The sequence below is a fragment of the Klebsiella sp. GG_Kp175 genome (assembly GCF_040062325.1).
Lineage (GTDB): Bacteria > Pseudomonadota > Gammaproteobacteria > Enterobacterales > Enterobacteriaceae > Klebsiella > Klebsiella quasipneumoniae.
Map to the genome: position 1 here is coordinate 23,194 of NZ_JBEAFX010000004.1, position 18,614 is coordinate 41,807.

Annotated in this window: 20 protein-coding genes and 1 tRNA gene; 10 read left to right on the forward strand and 11 right to left on the reverse strand. The window is 57.0% G+C overall.

The annotated features are described in order from the left end of the window. Window positions 1-55: 55 nt before the first annotated feature. Window positions 56-143: transfer RNA gene (locus ABLU73_RS08725), tRNA-Ser, on the reverse strand. A gap of 268 nt (window positions 144-411) precedes the next feature. Between ABLU73_RS08725 and ghrA the strand changes: the two genes are divergently transcribed. From ghrA to ABLU73_RS08755, 6 genes are all read left to right on the forward strand, one after another. Beyond that, window positions 412-1,350, forward strand: a complete 939-nt coding sequence (gene ghrA, locus ABLU73_RS08730; protein WP_049092946.1) for a glyoxylate/hydroxypyruvate reductase GhrA — start codon at window positions 412-414, stop codon at window positions 1,348-1,350. Between the two features lie 88 nt (window positions 1,351-1,438). Then, window positions 1,439-2,176, forward strand: a complete 738-nt coding sequence (locus tag ABLU73_RS08735; protein WP_348850147.1) for a phosphatase — start codon at window positions 1,439-1,441, stop codon at window positions 2,174-2,176. A 22-nt stretch (window positions 2,177-2,198) separates the two neighbouring features. Then, window positions 2,199-2,753 (forward strand): molecular chaperone, encoded by a 555-nt coding sequence (locus tag ABLU73_RS08740; protein ID WP_049092945.1) that lies wholly within the window; start codon window positions 2,199-2,201, stop codon window positions 2,751-2,753. A 103-nt stretch (window positions 2,754-2,856) separates the two neighbouring features. Beyond that, complete coding sequence (locus ABLU73_RS08745) at window positions 2,857-3,339, forward strand: DUF1097 domain-containing protein (RefSeq protein WP_049092943.1); 483 nt, start codon at window positions 2,857-2,859, stop codon at window positions 3,337-3,339. 152 nt (window positions 3,340-3,491) lie between these two features. After that, window positions 3,492-4,019, forward strand: a complete 528-nt coding sequence (ymdB, locus tag ABLU73_RS08750; protein ID WP_004204529.1) for an O-acetyl-ADP-ribose deacetylase — start codon at window positions 3,492-3,494, stop codon at window positions 4,017-4,019. A gap of 66 nt (window positions 4,020-4,085) precedes the next feature. Next, window positions 4,086-4,679, forward strand: coding sequence for a TetR/AcrR family transcriptional regulator (locus ABLU73_RS08755; RefSeq protein WP_264923435.1), 594 nt, complete (start codon window positions 4,086-4,088; stop codon window positions 4,677-4,679). A 34-nt stretch (window positions 4,680-4,713) separates the two neighbouring features. Here ABLU73_RS08755 and mdoC read toward each other — a convergent pair whose 3' ends face one another. Further along, entirely contained in the window at window positions 4,714-5,874 is a 1,161-nt protein-coding gene (mdoC, locus tag ABLU73_RS08760) for a glucans biosynthesis protein MdoC (RefSeq protein WP_004204532.1), read from the reverse strand. Between the two features lie 251 nt (window positions 5,875-6,125). Between mdoC and mdoG the strand changes: the two genes are divergently transcribed. The 3 genes from mdoG (at window position 6,126) to ABLU73_RS08775 (ending at window position 10,494) form a co-directional block, all read left to right on the forward strand. After that, window positions 6,126-7,679 (forward strand): glucans biosynthesis protein MdoG, encoded by a 1,554-nt coding sequence (gene mdoG / locus ABLU73_RS08765; RefSeq protein WP_094311294.1) that lies wholly within the window; start codon window positions 6,126-6,128, stop codon window positions 7,677-7,679. Beyond that, window positions 7,672-10,200, forward strand: a complete 2,529-nt coding sequence (gene mdoH / locus ABLU73_RS08770; RefSeq protein ID WP_094334168.1) for a glucans biosynthesis glucosyltransferase MdoH — start codon at window positions 7,672-7,674, stop codon at window positions 10,198-10,200. The genes mdoG and mdoH overlap by 8 nt, the downstream gene beginning before the upstream one ends. Before the next feature lie 66 nt (window positions 10,201-10,266). Continuing rightward, on the forward strand, window positions 10,267-10,494 hold the full coding sequence (locus ABLU73_RS08775; RefSeq protein ID WP_002898978.1) for a YceK/YidQ family lipoprotein: 228 nt from the start codon (window positions 10,267-10,269) through the stop codon (window positions 10,492-10,494). On the opposite strand, the gene ABLU73_RS08780 is transcribed toward ABLU73_RS08775, so the two are convergent. The 3 genes from ABLU73_RS08780 to ABLU73_RS08790 all read right to left on the reverse strand — a co-directional run bounded on the left by ABLU73_RS08780 (window position 10,495) and on the right by ABLU73_RS08790 (window position 13,290). Beyond that, a complete protein-coding gene (locus tag ABLU73_RS08780; RefSeq protein WP_002898981.1) occupies window positions 10,495-10,881 on the reverse strand; it encodes a MysB family protein in 387 nt (128 codons plus the stop codon). Window positions 10,882-10,972: 91 nt separating this feature from the next. After that, the gene (gene mdtG / locus ABLU73_RS08785; RefSeq protein ID WP_002898984.1) at window positions 10,973-12,199 is read right to left on the reverse strand and encodes a multidrug efflux MFS transporter MdtG; all 1,227 of its coding nucleotides are present in this window, start codon (window positions 12,197-12,199) and stop codon (window positions 10,973-10,975) included. Between the two features lie 170 nt (window positions 12,200-12,369). Next, window positions 12,370-13,290 (reverse strand): Kdo(2)-lipid IV(A) acyltransferase, encoded by a 921-nt coding sequence (locus tag ABLU73_RS08790; protein WP_004140735.1) that lies wholly within the window; start codon window positions 13,288-13,290, stop codon window positions 12,370-12,372. A gap of 205 nt (window positions 13,291-13,495) precedes the next feature. Here ABLU73_RS08790 and ABLU73_RS08795 point away from each other — a divergent pair, with 205 nt between their 5' ends. Beyond that, window positions 13,496-14,560 carry a rhodanese-related sulfurtransferase gene (locus ABLU73_RS08795; RefSeq protein WP_017900742.1) on the forward strand — a complete coding sequence of 355 codons (1,065 nt, stop codon included), beginning with the start codon at window positions 13,496-13,498 and terminating at the stop codon, window positions 14,558-14,560. Here ABLU73_RS08795 and ABLU73_RS08800 read toward each other — a convergent pair. The 6 genes from ABLU73_RS08800 to ABLU73_RS08825 form a co-directional block, all read right to left on the reverse strand. Continuing rightward, window positions 14,546-14,659, reverse strand: coding sequence for a DUF2770 family protein (locus tag ABLU73_RS08800; protein ID WP_004204539.1), 114 nt, complete (start codon window positions 14,657-14,659; stop codon window positions 14,546-14,548). The genes ABLU73_RS08795 and ABLU73_RS08800 overlap by 15 nt on opposite strands. A gap of 72 nt (window positions 14,660-14,731) precedes the next feature. After that, window positions 14,732-15,850 carry an N-methyl-L-tryptophan oxidase gene (gene solA / locus ABLU73_RS08805; protein WP_004204542.1) on the reverse strand — a complete coding sequence of 373 codons (1,119 nt, stop codon included), beginning with the start codon at window positions 15,848-15,850 and terminating at the stop codon, window positions 14,732-14,734. A 125-nt stretch (window positions 15,851-15,975) separates the two neighbouring features. Continuing rightward, on the reverse strand, window positions 15,976-16,230 hold the full coding sequence (bssS, locus tag ABLU73_RS08810) for a biofilm formation regulator BssS (protein WP_002898992.1): 255 nt from the start codon (window positions 16,228-16,230) through the stop codon (window positions 15,976-15,978). Window positions 16,231-16,533: 303 nt separating this feature from the next. Then, a complete protein-coding gene (gene dinI, locus ABLU73_RS08815) occupies window positions 16,534-16,785 on the reverse strand; it encodes a DNA damage-inducible protein I (protein WP_002898994.1) in 252 nt (83 codons plus the stop codon). A 72-nt stretch (window positions 16,786-16,857) separates the two neighbouring features. After that, window positions 16,858-17,904: a dihydroorotase gene (gene pyrC, locus ABLU73_RS08820; protein WP_348850148.1), complete on the reverse strand. Its 1,047-nt coding sequence runs from the start codon at window positions 17,902-17,904 to the stop codon at window positions 16,858-16,860. 125 nt (window positions 17,905-18,029) lie between these two features. Beyond that, entirely contained in the window at window positions 18,030-18,590 is a 561-nt protein-coding gene (locus ABLU73_RS08825) for a lipoprotein (RefSeq protein ID WP_004204546.1), read from the reverse strand. Between the last annotated feature and the right edge of the window lie 24 nt (window positions 18,591-18,614).

Sequence of the window (18,614 nt, forward strand, 5' to 3'; positions counted from 1 at the left end):
CGGAGAATATAAAAGAAAAGAGCCCGTACTTGCGTACAGGCTCTCATCTTGAATATGGCGGTGAGGGGGGGATTCGAACCCCCGATACGTTGCCGTATACACACTTTCCAGGCGTGCTCCTTCAGCCACTCGGACACCTCACCATATTGTCTTTCCCGTTGTTGTCGGGAACGGGCGCTAATGTAGGGAAATACGTATCGCCCGTCAATCAACTTTTTGCAAAATCAGCGCGTTTAGACAAACTTCGAGCAACTTGCTCCTTAAACGTGCGAAATCCGTTTTTTTTGTCGCCACTCCCTTTTCACTTTGCGACAAGGGGAAATTTGTTATGCTGGCAAACCAATAGAAAACAATGAGTAAAATAAGACGCCTGCATTAACCTGCTCCGGGCGTCTGCTATCAGGAGCCCCTATGGAGATTATTTTTTACCATCCGACCTTTGATACCCAATACTGGATCCGAGAGCTGGAAAAGCAGTTACCCGGCGCGCGAGTACGCGAGTGGAAAGCGGGCGATAACCAGCCGGCGGACTATGCCCTGGTCTGGCATCCACCGGTAGAGATGCTGCAAGGCAGGGCGCTGAAGGCCGTGTTCGCCCTTGGGGCGGGGGTGGATTCGATCCTTAGTAAGCTGCGCGATCATCCGGATATGTTGCCCTGGTCGATCCCGCTGTTTCGTCTCGAAGATACCGGTATGGGACGGCAGATGCAGGAGTATGCCGTGAGCCAGGTGCTCCACTGGTTCCGCCGGTTCGATGACTATCAGGCGTTGAAGTTGGCTTCCCGCTGGCAGCCTCTGCCCGAGTACCGCGCCGACGAATTCACCATCGGGATTATGGGCGCCGGCGTGCTGGGGGCGAAGGTTGCGGAAAGCCTGCAACCCTGGGGATTCCCGCTTCGCGTCTGGAGCCGTAGCCGTAAATCCTGGCCGCAGGTACAGAGCTTTGCCGGCCAGGCCGAGCTGGGTGGATTCCTGCAGGGGACCCGCGTCCTGATCAACCTGCTGCCGAATACCGCCGAAACCGTCGGTATTATCAACCAGACGCTTTTGGCGCAGCTGCCTGATGAGAGTTATCTCCTCAACCTTGCCCGCGGCGTGCATGTCGTAGAAGAGGAGCTGCTGGCGGCGCTGAACAACGGTAAGCTCAAAGGCGCGATGCTCGATGTCTTCAGTCGCGAACCGCTGCCGCAGGAGAGTCCGCTATGGGCGCACCCGCGGGTGGCTATGACTCCCCACGTGGCGGCAGTCACCCGCCCGATGGAGGCAATTGCCTATATCGCCGGGACCATTAGCCGGCTGGAGCGAGGGGAATCGGTTAGCGGTCAGGTCGATCGTCAGCGCGGTTATTAAGATAAGCAAACCCCGCCACGGCGGGGTTTTTGCTAATCAATAGCCCGGTTTCCTGCTATTCTTGCGGCAAACAGAAGAGGAGAATGTGATGTATCCCGTTGACCTGCACATGCATACCGTCGCCAGCACCCACGCCTACAGCACCCTGCACGAGTATATTGCGGAAGCAAAGCGTAAAGGGATCAAACTCTTCGCCATCACCGACCATGGCCCGGATATGGCGGATGCCCCGCATTACTGGCACTTCGTTAATATGCGCATCTGGCCCCGCCTGGTAGACGGGGTGGGGATCCTGCGCGGTATTGAGTCGAATATTAAAAATATCGAAGGTGAGATCGACTGCTCCGGGCCGATGTTGACGTCGCTCGATTTGATCATCGCCGGATTCCACGAGCCGGTGTTTCCGCCGCAGGATAGCGCCACCCATACGCAGGCGATGATTGCCGCGATGGCCAGCGGTAAAGTGCATATGATTAGCCATCCCGGTAATCCGAAATTCCCGGTGGATATCCCGGCCATTGCCGAAGCGGCGGCCCGTTACCAGGTGGCGCTGGAGATCAATAACTCCTCTTTCGTTTCATCGCGCGTGGGCAGTGAAGATAACTGCCGTGCTATCGCCGCCGCGGTGCGCGACGCCGGAGGGTGGGTGGCGCTGGGCTCGGACTCTCATACGGCGTTTACCCTCGGAGAGTTTACCGAGTGCCGCAAGATCCTCGATGCTGTCGATTTCCCGGAGGAGAGGATCCTCAACGTTTCTCCGCGTCGCCTGCTCGACTTCCTTGAGTCGCGTGGTATGCCGGCGATCCCGGAATTTGCTGACCTTTAATTTGTATAACTGGAATAACTGAATGAACGAGTTTTCAATCCTCTGCCGCGTGCTGGGTTCGCTGTATTACCGTCAACCGCAGGACCCGCTGCTGGTGCCGCTGTTTAGCCTGATCCGCGAGGGCAAACTGGCCGCCAGCTGGCCGCTGGAGCAGGACGAGCTGCTGGCGCGTCTGCAGAAAAGCTGTGAAATGCAGTCCCTGGCGACGGACTATAATGCGCTGTTCGTCGGTGAAGCCTGCAGCGTTCCGCCGTACCGTAGCGCGTGGGTGGAGGGTTCCTCTGAAGCGGAGGTCCGGGCTTTTCTGAGCAATCACGGCATCCCGACAGGAGAAGGTCCGGCGGATCATCTCGGATCGCTGCTGCTGGCCGCCTCCTGGCTGGAGGATCATGCCACAGAAGCGCAGAGCGAGACGCTGGAGCTCCTGTTTGCCGACTATATCCTGCCGTGGTGCGGGACGATGCTGGGGAAAGTCGAAGCGCATGCGCACACACCGTTCTGGCGCACCATGGCGCCGTTAACCCGCGACGCCATCGCCGCGATGTGGGACGAGCTTCAGGAAGAAGATGAGCAATAAAATGTGATTCAAGTCACTAATTTAATGTAACTGAAATCAGGTTCATTCATTTAGTGTGTTTTAGATCGCATTCTTTCAGTGCGTATCTGCTAGGATACGCGCCATGAACATACTTTTCGCAATCGCATTGACGACGGGCATTCTCTCCGGGATTTGGGGATGGGTGGCCGTCGCCCTCGGCCTGCTGAGCTGGGCCGGTTTCCTCGGCTGTACGGCCTATTTCGCCTGCCCGCAGGGCGGTCTGAAAGGTCTGGCCATCTCCTCCTGCACGGTAATGAGCGGCGTGGTCTGGGCGTTGGTGATTATCCACGGTAGCGCGCTGGCCCCACAGCTGCAGATCCTCAGCTATATGATGACCGGCGTCGTGGCCTTTCTGATGTGCATCCAGGCGCGACAGAGGCTGCTGTCGTTTGTCCCCGGCACCTTTATCGGCGCCTGCGCGACCTTCGCGGCAGATGGCGACTGGCGTCTGGTGATCCCTTCCCTGGCGCTGGGCCTGGTCTTTGGCTATGCCATGAAGAATAGTGGCCTGTGGCTGGCGGCCCGTGCGGAAAAGCAAAAATCGTTCGCCAACGACAACGCCTGAACGGCGGGACGATGATATCAACAGGACCCTCAGGGTCCTGTTTTTTTTAACTTCTTGTCGCCGGCGCTGCGGGATAATCTTGCTCCCGGGGGCGGGTATGCCCTAGTATCGGCAGAAAGCCGTACCCACGCGCTATGCCGACAGGAGGAGAAATGGCTGTTCAACCTGAAGTAATTCTCGGCGATATTACGACGCTTGATGTCGATGTGATTGTGAATGCGGCAAACCCCTCGCTGTTGGGCGGCGGCGGGGTGGATGGCGCGATCCACCGGGCGGCCGGTCCCGCGCTGCTGGCGGCCTGCAAGCAGGTGTTGCAGCAGCAGGGCGAATGTCCCCCTGGTCATGCGGTGATCACGATGGCGGGCGATCTTCCCGCCAGCGCGGTGATCCATACCGTGGGTCCGGTCTGGCACGGCGGCGACCGCATGGAGGCGCAAACCCTGGCCGATGCCTACAAAAACAGCCTGCAGCTGGCGGCGGCAAACAACTATCGCTCCATTGCGTTTCCGGCGATCAGCACCGGCGTGTATGGCTATCCGAAAGAGGAAGCGGCGGCGATCGCCGTGCGCACCGTGACCGCGTTTCTCACCCGCTATAACCCGCTTGAACGGGTCCTGTTCGTCTGTTTCGACGAGGAAACGGCAGCTATCTATCGTCGCCTGCTGGCGGCATGCCCCTGATTCAGCAGAATAGGCTATGATAACCGCCGATATTGACAGGAATGATGGATAGCAGGAGGGAGCAGGGTGTCAGAAGGAAAAGTACAGCAGAAGCAGCAGGCGCGCCGCGCGGAGATCGTTGCCGCTGCGCAAAGATGTTTCGCGGCGAAGGGATTGCATGGCGCCTCTGTCGCGGATATCGCCCGCGAGGCGGGTCTGAGCGTCGGTCAGCTGTATCGCATTTTTGCCAGCAAGGAAGCGATCATCGAAGCAATTGTCAGCGAAATCGTCAACGCCAGAGTCGGCGAGATGATCGATGAGAACCACAATCTGGCGCGAAAAGCGGCGGTGCTGGCGGGCAGGATCCCGACTTCGGCAGCCACCAGAAGCGACAATTATCTGTTGATGGAAATTAACGCCGAAGCCTCGCGCAACCCACGCTTGCGCGAGATCCTGGTGCAGGCCGACCGGCGGTTGAAAGAGGAGGGCGGGCGTTTGTCGCAGCGTTATCATCCCGGGCTCAGCGATGCGCGACGCAATGCCGCTTCAGAGCTCATCGCCGTTCTGACGGAGGGGGCAGCCTACCGCTGTGAGCTGAGCGCATCCACCCCGGTCGATAAAGCGGATTTAGAAGCCCTGTATAACATGATCTTCGACCGGCTGTTTGATGGGCAAGCGTAGCGCGGCACGCCAGGCGTGCCGCAAAAGCTAAAGGTTAACTGGCCGAGGCCGGGGTTTTGGCCGGTTTGTTCATCGGTTTACCGGAGAACAGGAAACGCAGCAGCGGAATACGCAGGTGAATTTCATACAGGATCAGGGCAATACCCACCACAAAAACCAACCCGCCAATAAAGCCTAAGGTATTCGACTTGATGGCCGGGGTGATCCACGCCCCGTACAACAGCGTCAGCGGATGGTGCACCAGGTAAATAAACAGCGAAGCATTGACGAAATAGGTCACCCGCGCCGACTGGAAGTTCAGCAGGCGATGGCCGAGCGAAAAGACCACATTGACCATCCACAGCCCCAGCACCATGGTGATCACCGATTCCGTTTCATACATCCAGCCGTCGCCGGAGCCGTACTGCTGGTTCAGCCGATAGGCGATAAATCCCAGCAGCGCTGCCGCGCAGCACCATGGCGACGGCGTGGTGAACATCGCCTTTAAGCGCGGATTAATAAAGGTCTGCGCCCCCAGCACAAAGAAGGGCAGATAGAACAGCGTCTGCATGACCACAAAGTTAAACAGACCATTGCTTAGCAGGGGCGGATAGATCACGAACAATGACCGACGGATCAGCGCGTAAAGCACCCCTAGCGCAAGGAAAATCATCGTCAGCTGGCCCATAGTGACAGTGTCACCGAAAGCGTGAGCACCTCCTGCCGGGCGGCGCGTCAGCCATTTAAACAGCACCACGCCCAGCGAAGTCAGCACCACCAGGACCAGCAAAAACCACAGGTGGGAAATGAGCTCCCACGCCAGGGTGTTGAATTTGTCGTACCCGGAAAGGGTGTGCCAGTTTTCCGCCTTGCCGTTGACGTACTGCAGCATAATAAACTGAGGCAGCGTCAGCAGCGGGATGGCGGTCAGCATCGGAATGCCGACCCGTTCGACGCGCACTTTCCACCACTTTTTCAGCGGGTAGCGCAGGAACAGCATATAGGAAAAATAGCCGGAGATGACGAAGAAGACCTGCATGCGGAAGGCATGAATGAAATCATTAAACAGCGTCAGCCACCACGAGGGCTCAGCGCTGTTGACATGCCAGCTGTGGCTGGAATAAATCAGCGAAATGTGAAAAGGGATCCCCAGCAGCATCAGCCAGGCGCGGATGCTGTCGAAAAAATATTCACGCTGTACCGGAGTATTATTCATACGATTCACGACAATCTCAGATAATTCGTCTTATCACTCAAGATGATAACGCTTACATTATCAGCAACCCTACATGAACTCGGGGTACCTGTCTCCAGGATAAGCACGCAAAGTGCAAACGGGACTGCGAACTGTTTATTCCCTGCGCCGCTACGCTGAACAAAGCAGGGATTATGTTGTCGGATTGCCTGAGTTTCCATTAAAATAGATCGGATCGATTTAAGCACACAAAGGGGGAAGTGCTTACTTATATGAAACATAAACCACAGATGATGAAAATGCGTTGGTTAAGCGCAGCCGTAATGTTGTCCCTGTGTACTTCATCTGCATGGGCATTTAGCATTGATGACGTTGCAAAAGAGGCCAAAACGTTAGCCGGGAAAGGCTATGAAGCGCCAAAGAGTAACCTGCCCTCCGCTTTCCGCGACATGAAATACGCGGACTACCAGCAAATTCAGTTTAATCACGATAAAGCTTACTGGAATAACCAGAAAACCCCATTCAAGCTTGAATTTTACCATCAGGGTATGTACTTCGACACGCCGGTCACCATCAATGAAGTGACGGCCACCAGCGTGCGTAAAATTAAATATAGCCCGGACTATTTTAACTTTGGTAACGTTCAGCACGATAAAGACACGGTGAAAGACCTTGGTTTCGCCGGCTTCAAAGTACTGTATCCGATCAACAGCAAAGATAAGAACGATGAAATCGTCAGCATGCTCGGTGCCAGCTACTTCCGCGTGCTGGGTCAGGGTCAGGTATACGGTCTGTCCGCGCGCGGTCTGGCTATCGATACCGCGCTGCCTTCCGGCGAAGAGTTCCCGCGTTTTCGTGAGTTCTGGATCGAGCGTCCAAAAGCTACCGACAAGCGTCTGACTATCTATGCGCTGCTGGATTCGCCGCGGGCAACCGGCGCCTATCGCTTTGTGATCATGCCGGGACGCGACACCGTGGTGGATGTCCAGTCCAAAGTTTACCTGCGTGACAAAGTGGGCAAACTGGGCGTGGCGCCGCTGACCAGCATGTTCCTGTTCGGTTCCAACCAGCCTTCTCCGGCGCTCAACTATCGTCCGGCGCTGCACGACTCCAATGGTCTGTCGATCCTGGCGGGCAACGGCGAGTGGATCTGGCGTCCGCTGAACAACCCGAAACACCTGGCCGTTAGCAGCTATGCGATGGAAAACCCGCAAGGGTTCGGCCTGCTGCAGCGCGGCCGTCAGTTCTCGCGCTTCGAGGACCTTGACGATCGTTATGACCTGCGCCCGAGCGCCTGGATCACCCCGAAAGGGGACTGGGGCAAAGGGAAAATCGAACTGGTCGAAATCCCGACCAACGATGAAACCAACGATAACATCGTGACTTACTGGACGCCGGATCAGCTGCCGGAGCCGGGCAAGGAGATGAACTTCAAGTACACCATCACCTTCAGCCGCGATGAAGACAAGCTGCATGCGCCGGATAACGCGTACGTTATGCAGACCCGCCGCTCTACCGGCGACGTGAAGCAGTCGAACCTGATCCGCCAGCCGGACGGCACCATTGCTTTCATTGTCGACTTTACCGGCGCCGATATGAAAAAACTGCCAGCGGATACCCCGGTCGCCGCCCAGGCGAGCACCGGCGATAACGCTGAAATCGTTGAAAATACCGTGCGTTACAATCCGGTGACCAAAGGCTGGCGTATGATCCTGCGTTTGAAGGTGAAAGATCCGAAGAAAACGACGGAAATGCGCGCCGCACTGGTTAACGGTGATGACACGTTGAGCGAAACCTGGAGCTATCAGCTGCCTGCCAATGAATAAGATAACGAAGTACATTGACGCATTGCCGCTGTCGGACGCCGAGAAATCGGCGCTGCCGGACACCAGCCTGCAGGCCGTTCATCAGGCCCTGGATGACGAACATCAGACCTTCGCCCGCGAAGACGACTCCCCGCTGGGGTCGGTAAAGGCGCGGCTGGCGCACAGCTGGCCGGATTCGCTGTCTGGCGATCAGCTGGTGAAGGATGATGAAGGCCGCACCCAGCTGCATGCGATGCCGAAAGCCAAGCGCTCCTCGATGATCCCGGACCCGTGGCGTACCAACCCGGTTGGCCGCTTCTGGGACCGCCTGCGCGGACGCGATGTCACGCCGCGCTATCTCTCCCGCCTGACGCAAGAAGAGCGCGAGAGCGAGCAAAAATGGCGTACCGTCGGCACTATTCGTCGCTACATCCTGCTGCTGCTGACGCTGTCGCAGACCGTGGTGGCTACCTGGTACATGAAAACCATTCTGCCTTATCAGGGCTGGGCGCTGATCAACCCGGCCGACATGGTGGGGCAGAACCTGTGGATCTCGTTCATGCAGCTGCTGCCGTACGTGTTGCAGAGCGGCATTCTGATCCTCTTCGCGGTGCTGTTCTGCTGGGTTTCCGCTGGCTTCTGGACCGCGTTAATGGGCTTCCTGCAGCTGTTGATCGGTCGCGATAAGTACAGTATTTCCGCCTCGACGGTCGGTGACGAACCGTTGAACCCGGCGCACCGTACGGCGCTGATAATGCCGATCTGTAACGAAGACGTTGACCGCGTTTTCGCCGGCCTGCGGGCGACCTGGGAGTCGGTGAAAGCGACCGGTAACGCCGCTCATTTCGACGTCTATATCCTCAGCGATAGCTATAACCCCGATATCTGTGTGGCTGAGCAAAAGGCGTGGATGGAGCTGATTGCCGAAGTGCAGGGCGAAGGGCAGATCTTCTACCGCCGCCGTCGTCGTCGAGTGAAGCGTAAGAGCGGCAACATCGATGACTTCTGCCGCCGCTGGGGCAGCCAGTATAGCTATATGGTGGTGCTGGACGCTGACTCGGTGATGACCGGTGAGTGTCTGAGCAGCCTGGTGCGCCTGATGGAAGCGAACCCGAATGCCGGGATCATTCAGTCTTCCCCGCGCGCCTCGGGCATGGACACGCTGTATGCGCGTTGCCAGCAGTTTGCCACCCGGGTGTACGGTCCGCTGTTTACGGCGGGTCTGCACTTCTGGCAGTTGGGGGAGTCCCACTACTGGGGCCACAACGCCATTATCCGCGTGAAGCCGTTCATTGAGCACTGCGCGCTGGCGCCGCTGCCGGGCGAGGGTAACTTTGCCGGGTCGATCCTGTCGCACGACTTCGTCGAAGCCGCGCTGATGCGCCGTGCCGGCTGGGGGGTGTGGATTGCCTACGATCTGCCGGGCTCCTATGAGGAGCTGCCGCCGAACCTGCTGGACGAGCTGAAACGCGACCGTCGCTGGTGTCAGGGCAACCTGATGAACTTCCGCCTGTTCCTCGTGAGAGGGATGCACCCGGTTCACCGGGCGGTGTTCCTTACCGGCGTGATGTCCTACCTGTCGGCGCCGCTGTGGTTTATGTTCCTTGCCCTGTCGACGGCGTTGCAGGTGGTGCATGCCCTGACCGAACCGCAGTACTTCCTGCAGCCGCGTCAGCTGTTCCCGGTGTGGCCGCAGTGGCGGCCTGAGCTGGCTATTGCGCTGTTCGCTTCGACCATGGTGCTGCTGTTCCTGCCGAAGCTGCTGAGTATTATTCTGGTGTGGTGTAAAGGGCCGAAAGAGTACGGTGGATTTATTCGCGTGACGCTTTCCCTGCTGCTGGAGGTCCTGTTCTCGGTCCTGCTGGCGCCGGTCCGTATGCTGTTCCACACCGTCTTCGTGGTCAGCGCCTTCCTCGGCTGGGAGGTGGTATGGAATTCGCCGCAGCGTGATGATGACTCCACGCCGTGGGGGGAAGCCTTTATGCGCCACGGCTCGCAGCTGCTGCTGGGGCTGGTGTGGGCGGTCGGGATGGCATGGCTGGATCTACGCTTCCTGTTCTGGCTGGCGCCGATCGTCGTCTCGCTGATCCTCTCGCCGTTCGTGTCGGCGATTTCCAGCCGGGCGACAGTGGGCCTGCGCACCAAGCGCTGGAAGCTGTTCCTGATCCCGGAAGAGTATTCGCCGCCGCAGGTGCTCAAGGATACCGATGCGTACCTGACGATGAACCGTCAGCGTTCGCTGGACGATGGCTTTATGCACGCGGTGTTTAATCCGTCGTTTAACGCCCTCGCCACCGCAATGGCCACCGCGCGGCACCGTCAGGGTCATATCCTGGAGATCGCCCGCGAGCGTCATGTCGAGCAGGCGCTGAATGAAACGCCGGATAAGCTGAACCGCGATCGTCGACTGGTGCTGTTGAGCGACCCGGTAACCATGTCGCGTCTGCACTATCGCGTATGGGCCGCGCCGGAGAAATACTCCTCGTGGGTGAACGCCTATCAGCAGCTGGCGCTTAACCCGCTGGCGCTGAAAACGAAATAAGCCGTACGTTAAGGAAAATACCGGCAGCGATGCCGGTATTTTTTTATCTGAAAGACGAGGTTGTGGATGCGAATACTACCGATCATTGCCATGGCGCTGCTGCTCAGCGGCTGCGGCAGCATTATCAGCCGTACGGTGCCCGGGCAGGGGCATGGCAATCAATATTACCCGGGCGTGCAGTGGGACGTTCGCGATTCGGCATGGCGCTATCTCACCATTCTGGATCTGCCGTTCTCGCTGGTATTCGATACGCTTCTGCTGCCGCTGGACGCCAGCCACGGGCCCTATAACTGATTAACGCTCGTCCCACTCGTCGGCCGCCGTCTGTCCCTCTTCGGTGTCCAGAGAGGGCTCGAGCTGGAATTCACCTTCATCCCACTCATGAAGCGTATTTTCCTCCAGCCACTCCTGACGGAGCTCTATCTCATCATAATCCCCATCGAAGACGCTCTGCGCGGCTTCGCCGCTAAGCATCGGTAAGCATTCGCCTTGTTCCTCTTCGTCAGCAAAAAATTCGGCCTGCCAGGCGATATCGCCATCCTGCAGCACATACTTTTGAATATTGAGCTGCTCAACGTTGGCACTCTCTTCATCGCTGTCAGGGTTGTTGGCGAGAAATTCTTCACGTGCTGCATCAATAGCTTCTTCAAGCGTGGCGTAGAACATCGAATCCTTTGGCATAGCGGATCTCCTGAGAAGAATATGAATTGAACACGATTCAATCTATAGAAGGCGGTACGCACGGCGTCAAGGGACAGAGCCACTCTCGACGTTAATTTACTGAATGCGAAGTATCCGCGGCTGGCCGACGCAGGCTGAGGGTGGAGTAGATCGCATTAAACAATACCACCCCTGCGGTGACCAGAAATACAGCGCGGAAGCCATAGTTAGCGGAAACCGACGCGCCAATCAGGGGGCCGGTAACGTTGCCAATATCGCGGAACGACTGGTTATAGCTGAAGATTCGCCCGGAGATCTGACTGGTGGAGTTGTACACCAGCAGGGTTTGCACCGCCGGCAGCAGCGCGCCGTCCGCGGCGCCGAGCAGGAATCGCAGGATACCTAACTGCAGCGGGGTCTGAACGAACGACATCGGGATCAGGAGTAGCACCGAGATAATCAGCGCCACGATGAGGATTTTTTCCGGCCCGATGCGATCCCCCAGTTTGCCCAGCCGCGGGGCGCTCATCAGCGCGGCAATGCCCGGCACCGAGGCGATCATTCCGCTGATAAAGGCGATGTTACTGACGTTGCCCGCGAGATCGCGTACATAAAGCGTCAGGATCGGCGCAATGGAACCGGTGGCCACCTGGATTATCAGCGAGGTCACAAACAGGCTGAGCACCAGTTTGGGATTCTGCAGCGAAGAGAACACCTCTCTGGCACTGAGCATCTCTTTCCTGGCGATCGGCACAAAATTTTCGCGGATTAAAAACAGGGTAAACAAGAAACAGATAAATAGTACCGCCGCGGTCATAAAGAAGACGGTGCGCAATCCCCAGTGGTCGGCCAGGAAGCCACCTGCCAGCGGGCCGAGCAGGGCGCCGCTTACCGCGCCGGTAGACAGTGTCCCCAGCGCCCAGCCGCTTTTATGGCGCGGGATCTGGGTGGCAATCAGGGCGTTGGCGTTGGGAATAAAGCCGCCCAGCAGGCCGAGCAGTGCGCGCAGCAGCAGAAACTGCCAGATATTCTGCGCCATTCCCATCAGCATCATCACGATGGCCATCCCGAGGGCGGAACGCAGCAGCATGATTTTTCTCCCCTTGCGATCAGCAAGCCCCCCCCAGAACGGCGAGGCGATGGCAGAGAAAAGAAAGGTAATACTAAAGACCAGCCCGGACCACATGTTCAGGGCGCTATGCCCGGTGACGCCGAGCTGTTCGACGTAGAGTGGCAGAAAGGGCATGACCAGGCTGAAGGCGGCGCCGGTTAAAAAGCAGCCAAGCCAGGTCACGGTCAGGTTTCGTTTCCAGTTAATGGGGGTTTCAGCAGACGACATAGGGTTCCACTGGCCTGCGCGGCAGGTCAAATTAAGAGAAAATATGAGCCTGCTAATTATGCGCCTGAGAAATAGATGCCGCAATGGAGGAGAGCTTTTAAAGCTAAAGGAGAGCCTAAAGCCTGAGCGGCGAAGCTTCCCGGCCGGGATGAGCGCGGCCGGGAAAGGGATCAGTAGCGGGAGGGCATGCCTTCGGGGCGGGTTTTGAAGCGACGATGGAGCCACATATACTGTTCCGGGGCCATCATGATGCACTGCTCAACGATCTTGTTCATCCACGCGGCGGTGGTTTCCGCGTCGTCCAGCGGCGGGGAACACTCTGGCGGCAGGATAATCAGTTCATAACCTTTACCGTCCGGTTTGCGACGCGGGACGAAGGGCACGATGCAGGCTTTGGACATTTTCGCCAGCATCCAGGTGCCGGAGGTGGTCGCCGCCTGGTCGACCGCAAACAGTGGGGCAAAGACGCTGGCGGTCGGGCCGTAATCGTGATCCGGTGCGTACCACACCACTTCGCCTTTTTTCAGTGCCCGGATCATGCCTTTCAGATCCTTACGGTCAATCATATCCTTGTTGGAGCGCAAGCGGCCCCAGGTCTGCAGCCAGTCGATCACCGGGTTGTCGTTGGGGCGATAGACGCCAATCCCCGGCTCGTTCATACCGAACATCCGCGCTCCCATCTCGAGAGTGAGGAAATGAATACCGATCAGCAGAATGCCGCGCTGCTGCGCCTGCACATCGCGAATATGCTCAAAGCCGATGGTGTCGGTCCAGCGGGCGATACGGCGAACCGGCCAGAACCAGGCCATACCGGTCTCCATCAGCCCCATGCCCACCGATTCAAAGTTCATCACCACCATTCGGTGGCGTTCCTGCTCGCTTTTCTCGGGGAAGCAGAGCTCAAGGTTGCGATAGGCGATTTTCGCCCGGCGCTTCATAAAGCGCATGGCCAGACGGCCGATGGCGTTCCCGAGGCGGTAGATCAGCGGGTAGGGCAGTTGGACAACCAGCCACAGCAGGCCGATACCCAGCCACAGCAGCCAATAGCGCGGATGCAACAGCGCCGGAGAAAATTTAGGCAAATGAGTCATTTCATACCCGTATCAGTGAGCAACGTCTTATATTATCGCATTTTTTTACCGGCCAGCCAAAGGCGGCGACAGTCAGCTCGTTTTGTTAAGCGGGGCGCGACCGGGTGAGAGAAATGTAGCGTAAAATGTAGGGATGTAAATTAATTAGCTTTGCTATATCATGCCCGCCGTTTATTTCCTCATTTCTATGTCGAGCAGGTACACCATGCCAGTGTTACACAACCGCATTTCAAATGAGACGTTAAAGGCGCAAATGCTGGCTGAGACCGAGCCGCGCACGACGATCTCATTCTATAAATATTTCACCATTGTCGACCCGCAGGCGACCCGTGATGCGCTGTGGGTTGCCTTAACCCAGCTGAAGGTCTTTGGCCGCATCTATCTGGCCCGGGAAGGGATCAACGCGCAAATCAGCGTGCCGCAAAGCAACGTTGAGGCTCTGCGTGAGTTTCTCTATGGCTTCGATCCGGCGCTGGCGGGGCTGCGTTTCAATATCGCTCTCGAGGACGACGGTAAATCGTTCTGGGTACTACGCCTGAAAGTGCGTGACCGCATCGTTGCCGACGGCATCGACGATCCCTCCTTCGACGCCTCCAACGTCGGAGACTATCTCAAGGCGGCTGAGGTCAACGCGATGCTTGACGATCCGGATGCCGTGTTTATCGATATGCGCAACCACTATGAATATGAGGTGGGCCATTTCGAAAACGCGCTGGAGATCCCGGCGGATACCTTCCGCGACCAGTTGCCGAAAGCCGTGGAAATGATGCAGGACCATAAAGACAAAAAAATTGTCATGTATTGCACCGGCGGTATTCGCTGTGAAAAAGCCAGCGCCTGGATGAAGCATAACGGCTTCAATAAGGTCTGGCACATCGAGGGTGGCATCATCGAGTACGCCCGCCGCGCCCGTGAGCAGGGGCTGCCTGTGCGTTTCATTGGCAAAAACTTTGTCTTTGATGAACGGATGGGCGAGCGGATCTCCAATGACGTTATCGCGCACTGTCATCAGTGCGGCACGCCGTGCGACACCCATACCAACTGCCTGAACGATGGTTGCCATCTGCTGTTTATCCAGTGCCCGAGCTGCGCCGAGAAGTTTGCCGGCTGCTGTAGCGAAGCCTGCATGGAAGAGCATAAGCTACCGGAAGAGGAGCAGCGTAAGCTGCGCGCCGGGCGTGAAAACGGCAATAAAATCTTTAATAAATCGCGTGGTCGGCTGAACACCAAACTCGGGATCCTCGATCCTGAGCCATCAGAAAAACCATAACCAGACGAGATCGATGATCGCCAGCAGCAGCCAAAGCGCCAGGTAGATCATAAAGTGCTCGCGGACGTTATTGACCAGCAAATTAAACAGGCGACGCATAATCGCTCTCAATGACTAACGGCCTCGACAGAGGCCGTTTTTTTTGCCCGACTGCAAAAGTGCCGCATTCCATTACGCGTTAAAGCGCGCCAGCGAGAAGGGCGCCAGGTTGAAGCTCGATGCTTCGCCCTGAGCAAACTGACTGGCAATTTCCCCCAACACCGGGGCAAACTTAAAGCCATGCCCGCTCAGACCGGTGATTAGCAACGTGTCTGGTCTGCCGGGTAACGTATCGATAATAAAATCTTCATCGACGGTATTGTCATAAGTACAGGAGGCGCCGTGCAAGCAGCCGCCGATCCCTGGCAGGACGTTGCGCAAAAAAGGAAACGATTCGGAGCCATCGCTGGCGACAGCGCCAAATGCCACTCGCTCCTGCGGCATGGAGATCGGTTGACCGCCGTTATGCTTGCCAATCTTCAGCTCGTTATCTTCTGCCGGGAAACCGTAGTATTGATCGCCGTTGGGCAACTCGCCGGTGAAGGCCGGAAAGTGATTCTTGCTGCTGTAACGGCCATCGGCCTGGTACCAGGCAAACACCTTACGTACCGGCTGGATGGGGAGGTCCGGGAGCAGGCGGGTGACCCAGGTCCCGGCGCTGACCAGCAGCTTTTTACCATGATATTCACCGTCGAGGGTATCGATGGTGATCCCGTCAGCATGGTGATGAATAGCCGAGACCGGACAGTTGAATAGCTGCGCGCAGCCTGCTTCCCGCGCCAGACGGATCCAGGTTTCGACGGCCAGTTCGCTGCGCAGTACGCCGGAAGCGGGTTCGAAAATCGCCCGATAGTCCTCGGGGAGGCGTATCTCTGGCCAGCGCTGCATCACGGCCTGGGCATCCAGCTCTTCCACCTCAAGCTTGAACGCACGGGCGCTGGCGGCGACGTTGGCGAGAAAAGCGGAGCTGGCGGGGCCGAGGTTAATGACGCCGGTGCGTTCAAACACGGCTTCGCCACTGATCTCTGCCAGTTCATCCCATAGCTGCTGGGCACGCAGCACCAGCGGAACATATTTCTCACCTTCGCCATAGGCGTGACGGATAAGACGGCTGCTGCCGTGATGGCTGCCTTCCTGGTGGGGGGGTTGATGGGCATCGGTCATCAGAACATTGAGTCCGGCACGGCGCGCATAATAGCCAGCGGCGGCGCCGACGGAGCCGCTGCCAATAATGATAAGATCGTATTGCATGGTGAGTTCCGGGTAATTGCCTTGTTAGCAGGGTAATTAACTCCCTGTGCTTATACAAGCCCGAAAATAATTCAGGCACCCGCAGGTGCCTGTTAAGTTTAATGTTAAGTCATTCGCAAGCCGCGTTAATGTCGGCGGTACTCGTTTTCCTGGTATTCGCCAGATTCAATCTTCGCAATGCCTGCTTCCAGGATTGAAATAAACTGACGTGCGACGTCCGTCGTTAGCCATAGCGTCTGGCCGATCTCAGCATCATTACTGTTTTCTTGAGTGGGGTTCTGGTAGTGCAGGCGCAACATCAGCGCATCGTAGCTATCAACGGTGCTGATGTCCCATCCAACGAGGGGATGGGTCTGAATGACTTCATTATTTTTTTCCATCATAACCCCTTATTCATATGTTAAAAGACAACAATTCTCGAGGTTTAATGCATATTTTTTGAAGCAAGTTAATTATATCAGGGATCAAGAATAAACTCGAGAAATTAAATGAAAGGCAGCATGATTTTCTTCTTTTGCCGCTTTTTTATTCAAGATAAGCGCGTAAAATGGCCACTTTAGTCGATATTGAGCAGAATAATCAGGACTATTCTGAACAGAAGAGGGGCTAAAAAAAGCCGGGGCGACCCGGCAAAAAAAAGCACAATGAGGGAGCAAACCAGAGTAACTGGATCCCGCCATGCTTCAGGAGAGATCGTGGACAAACCAGTCGTCCGCGCTTTCCCATGTTTCCTGCAGGATTTCGCTTATCCGGTCTTTGTCTTCTTTCAGGGCGCCAAACACCGAGAGCTGATTGCCGGTGGCGTAGCGGACGCTCACCTGGCTGTCGATGGCCGGGAATTGCTCGGCGATACGGCGAGAGAGTTCGTTATTCAGCGCTTCCAGCGCGCCGTTGGGTAAGGCGGTAGTTTTGGCGATAGACACTTCAATGCGCATAATTGCCCCCTGTGTTCGATACTGGTTATTTATACAGTATCCGGTTGGCGTTGACAACAGGGGGCTACGTTTTTATTTCTTCACGGTCCAGCGAACGGTTTCACCTGCCAGGAAAGGCACCAGGGTGTCATTAGGCAGGGAAATGCTGTCCACAACGGTCGTCTCTTCACGCACCAGTTCAACGTAGCTCTCATTGACCGGCAGACCGTAGAAGCGCGGGCCGTTCAGCGAGCAGAAAGCCTCAAAGTGCTGCAGAGCGTTCATTTCTTCAAACACCGTGGCGTAGCTGCCGAGGGCGGTCGGGGCGTTGAAGCAGCCGGCGCAGCCGCAGCTGGCCTCCTTACGGTGGCGGGCATGCGGTGCGGAGTCGGTGCCGAGGAAGGCGCGGCTGAAGCCGCTGGCGACCAGCTCCCGCAGAGCCTGCTGATGAATATTGCGTTTAAGTACCGGCAGGCAGTACAAGTGAGGACGAATACCGCCGACCAGCATATGGTTACGGTTGAACATCAGATGCTGCGGGGTGATAGTGGCCGCCAGCAGTTCATTGCCGTCACGCACATACTCGGCGGCATCTTTAGTGGTGATATGCTCAAAGACCACCTTCAGTTCGGGCAGGCGCTGGCGCAGCGGCTCCATCACGGTTTCAATAAAGCGCGCTTCGCGATCGAATATATCAATCTCGGCGTGGGTGACTTCCCCATGTACCAGCAGCGGCATCCCCAGTTTTTCCATCCGCTCCAGCACCGGCATAATGGCGTCGGTGCTGGTGACGCCGTGGCTGGAGTTGGTGGTGGCGTTGGCCGGGTAGAGCTTGGCGGCGGTGAATACGCCTTCGTTAAAGCCGCGCTCCAGCTCCGCCGGGTCGAGGGAGTCTGTCAGATAGCAGGTCATCAGCGGGGTAAAATCATGCCCGGCCGGGACGGCGTCCATAATGCGCTGGCGATAGGCGATAGCCGCCGCGACGGTGGTGACAGGCGGCACCAGATTCGGCATCACGATCGCCCGGCCATAAAACTCACTGGTATAAGGCACGACGGTTTTCAGCATATCGTCATCACGTAGATGGATATGCCAGTCGTCTGGGCGGCGGATTTTCAATACCTGGGATTGTGCTGTCATGGAAGGCTCCGGCTAATAGGTTCAGTCATCAGGGCTGTTTTTTGCCGGGCACTAAGGATAAGCGTAAACGTTTTCCTTTGCACTCATTTCCGTAAAAAATTGAGGGCGCCGCGGCGCCCTGGAGATTAATTGGTAAAGGGGATGACAATCTCGCCCGGCTTCACCTCGATGCCTTTGGCGTATTTCTTCGCCAGCGCTTCACCGGTGCTGGCGTCCTCACGCAGGACATAGGCCGGCTGCTGGCTGAAGTAACTTCGCAGCGACTGATTCAGGTAGGGGAGCAGGGCCTGAATGACCGACTGCAGCTTCTCGGGCGCCACTTTGGCATCCACCACCTCCATTTCCTGCAGGAAGATGGCGCCTTTCTCTCTGTCAAAGGTTGGCAGCGCTTTGAGCTTCAGATCGATCGTCGCTTTCTGCGTGCCGAACAGGGAGTTCAGGTCAACGTTAGCGATCCCGGTCAGCGTGACTTTGCCCGGCTCCTCGCGCCCGATGGCGCTGGTGAGATTCTGCAGTTCGATATGGGCGTCGGCAACGCCTTTCAGACCAATATCTTTGGCAAAATGGTTTCGCTTCTGCAGGGCCTGGTTAATCTCCTGCTCGCTTACCGTGTATTGGGTCAGCTGATTACAGCCGCTCAGCAGGCCGCTGACAATCAGCGCGGCGGCGATCAAAATCTTTTTCATGGGGTTCCTCTGGCTCATACCTTC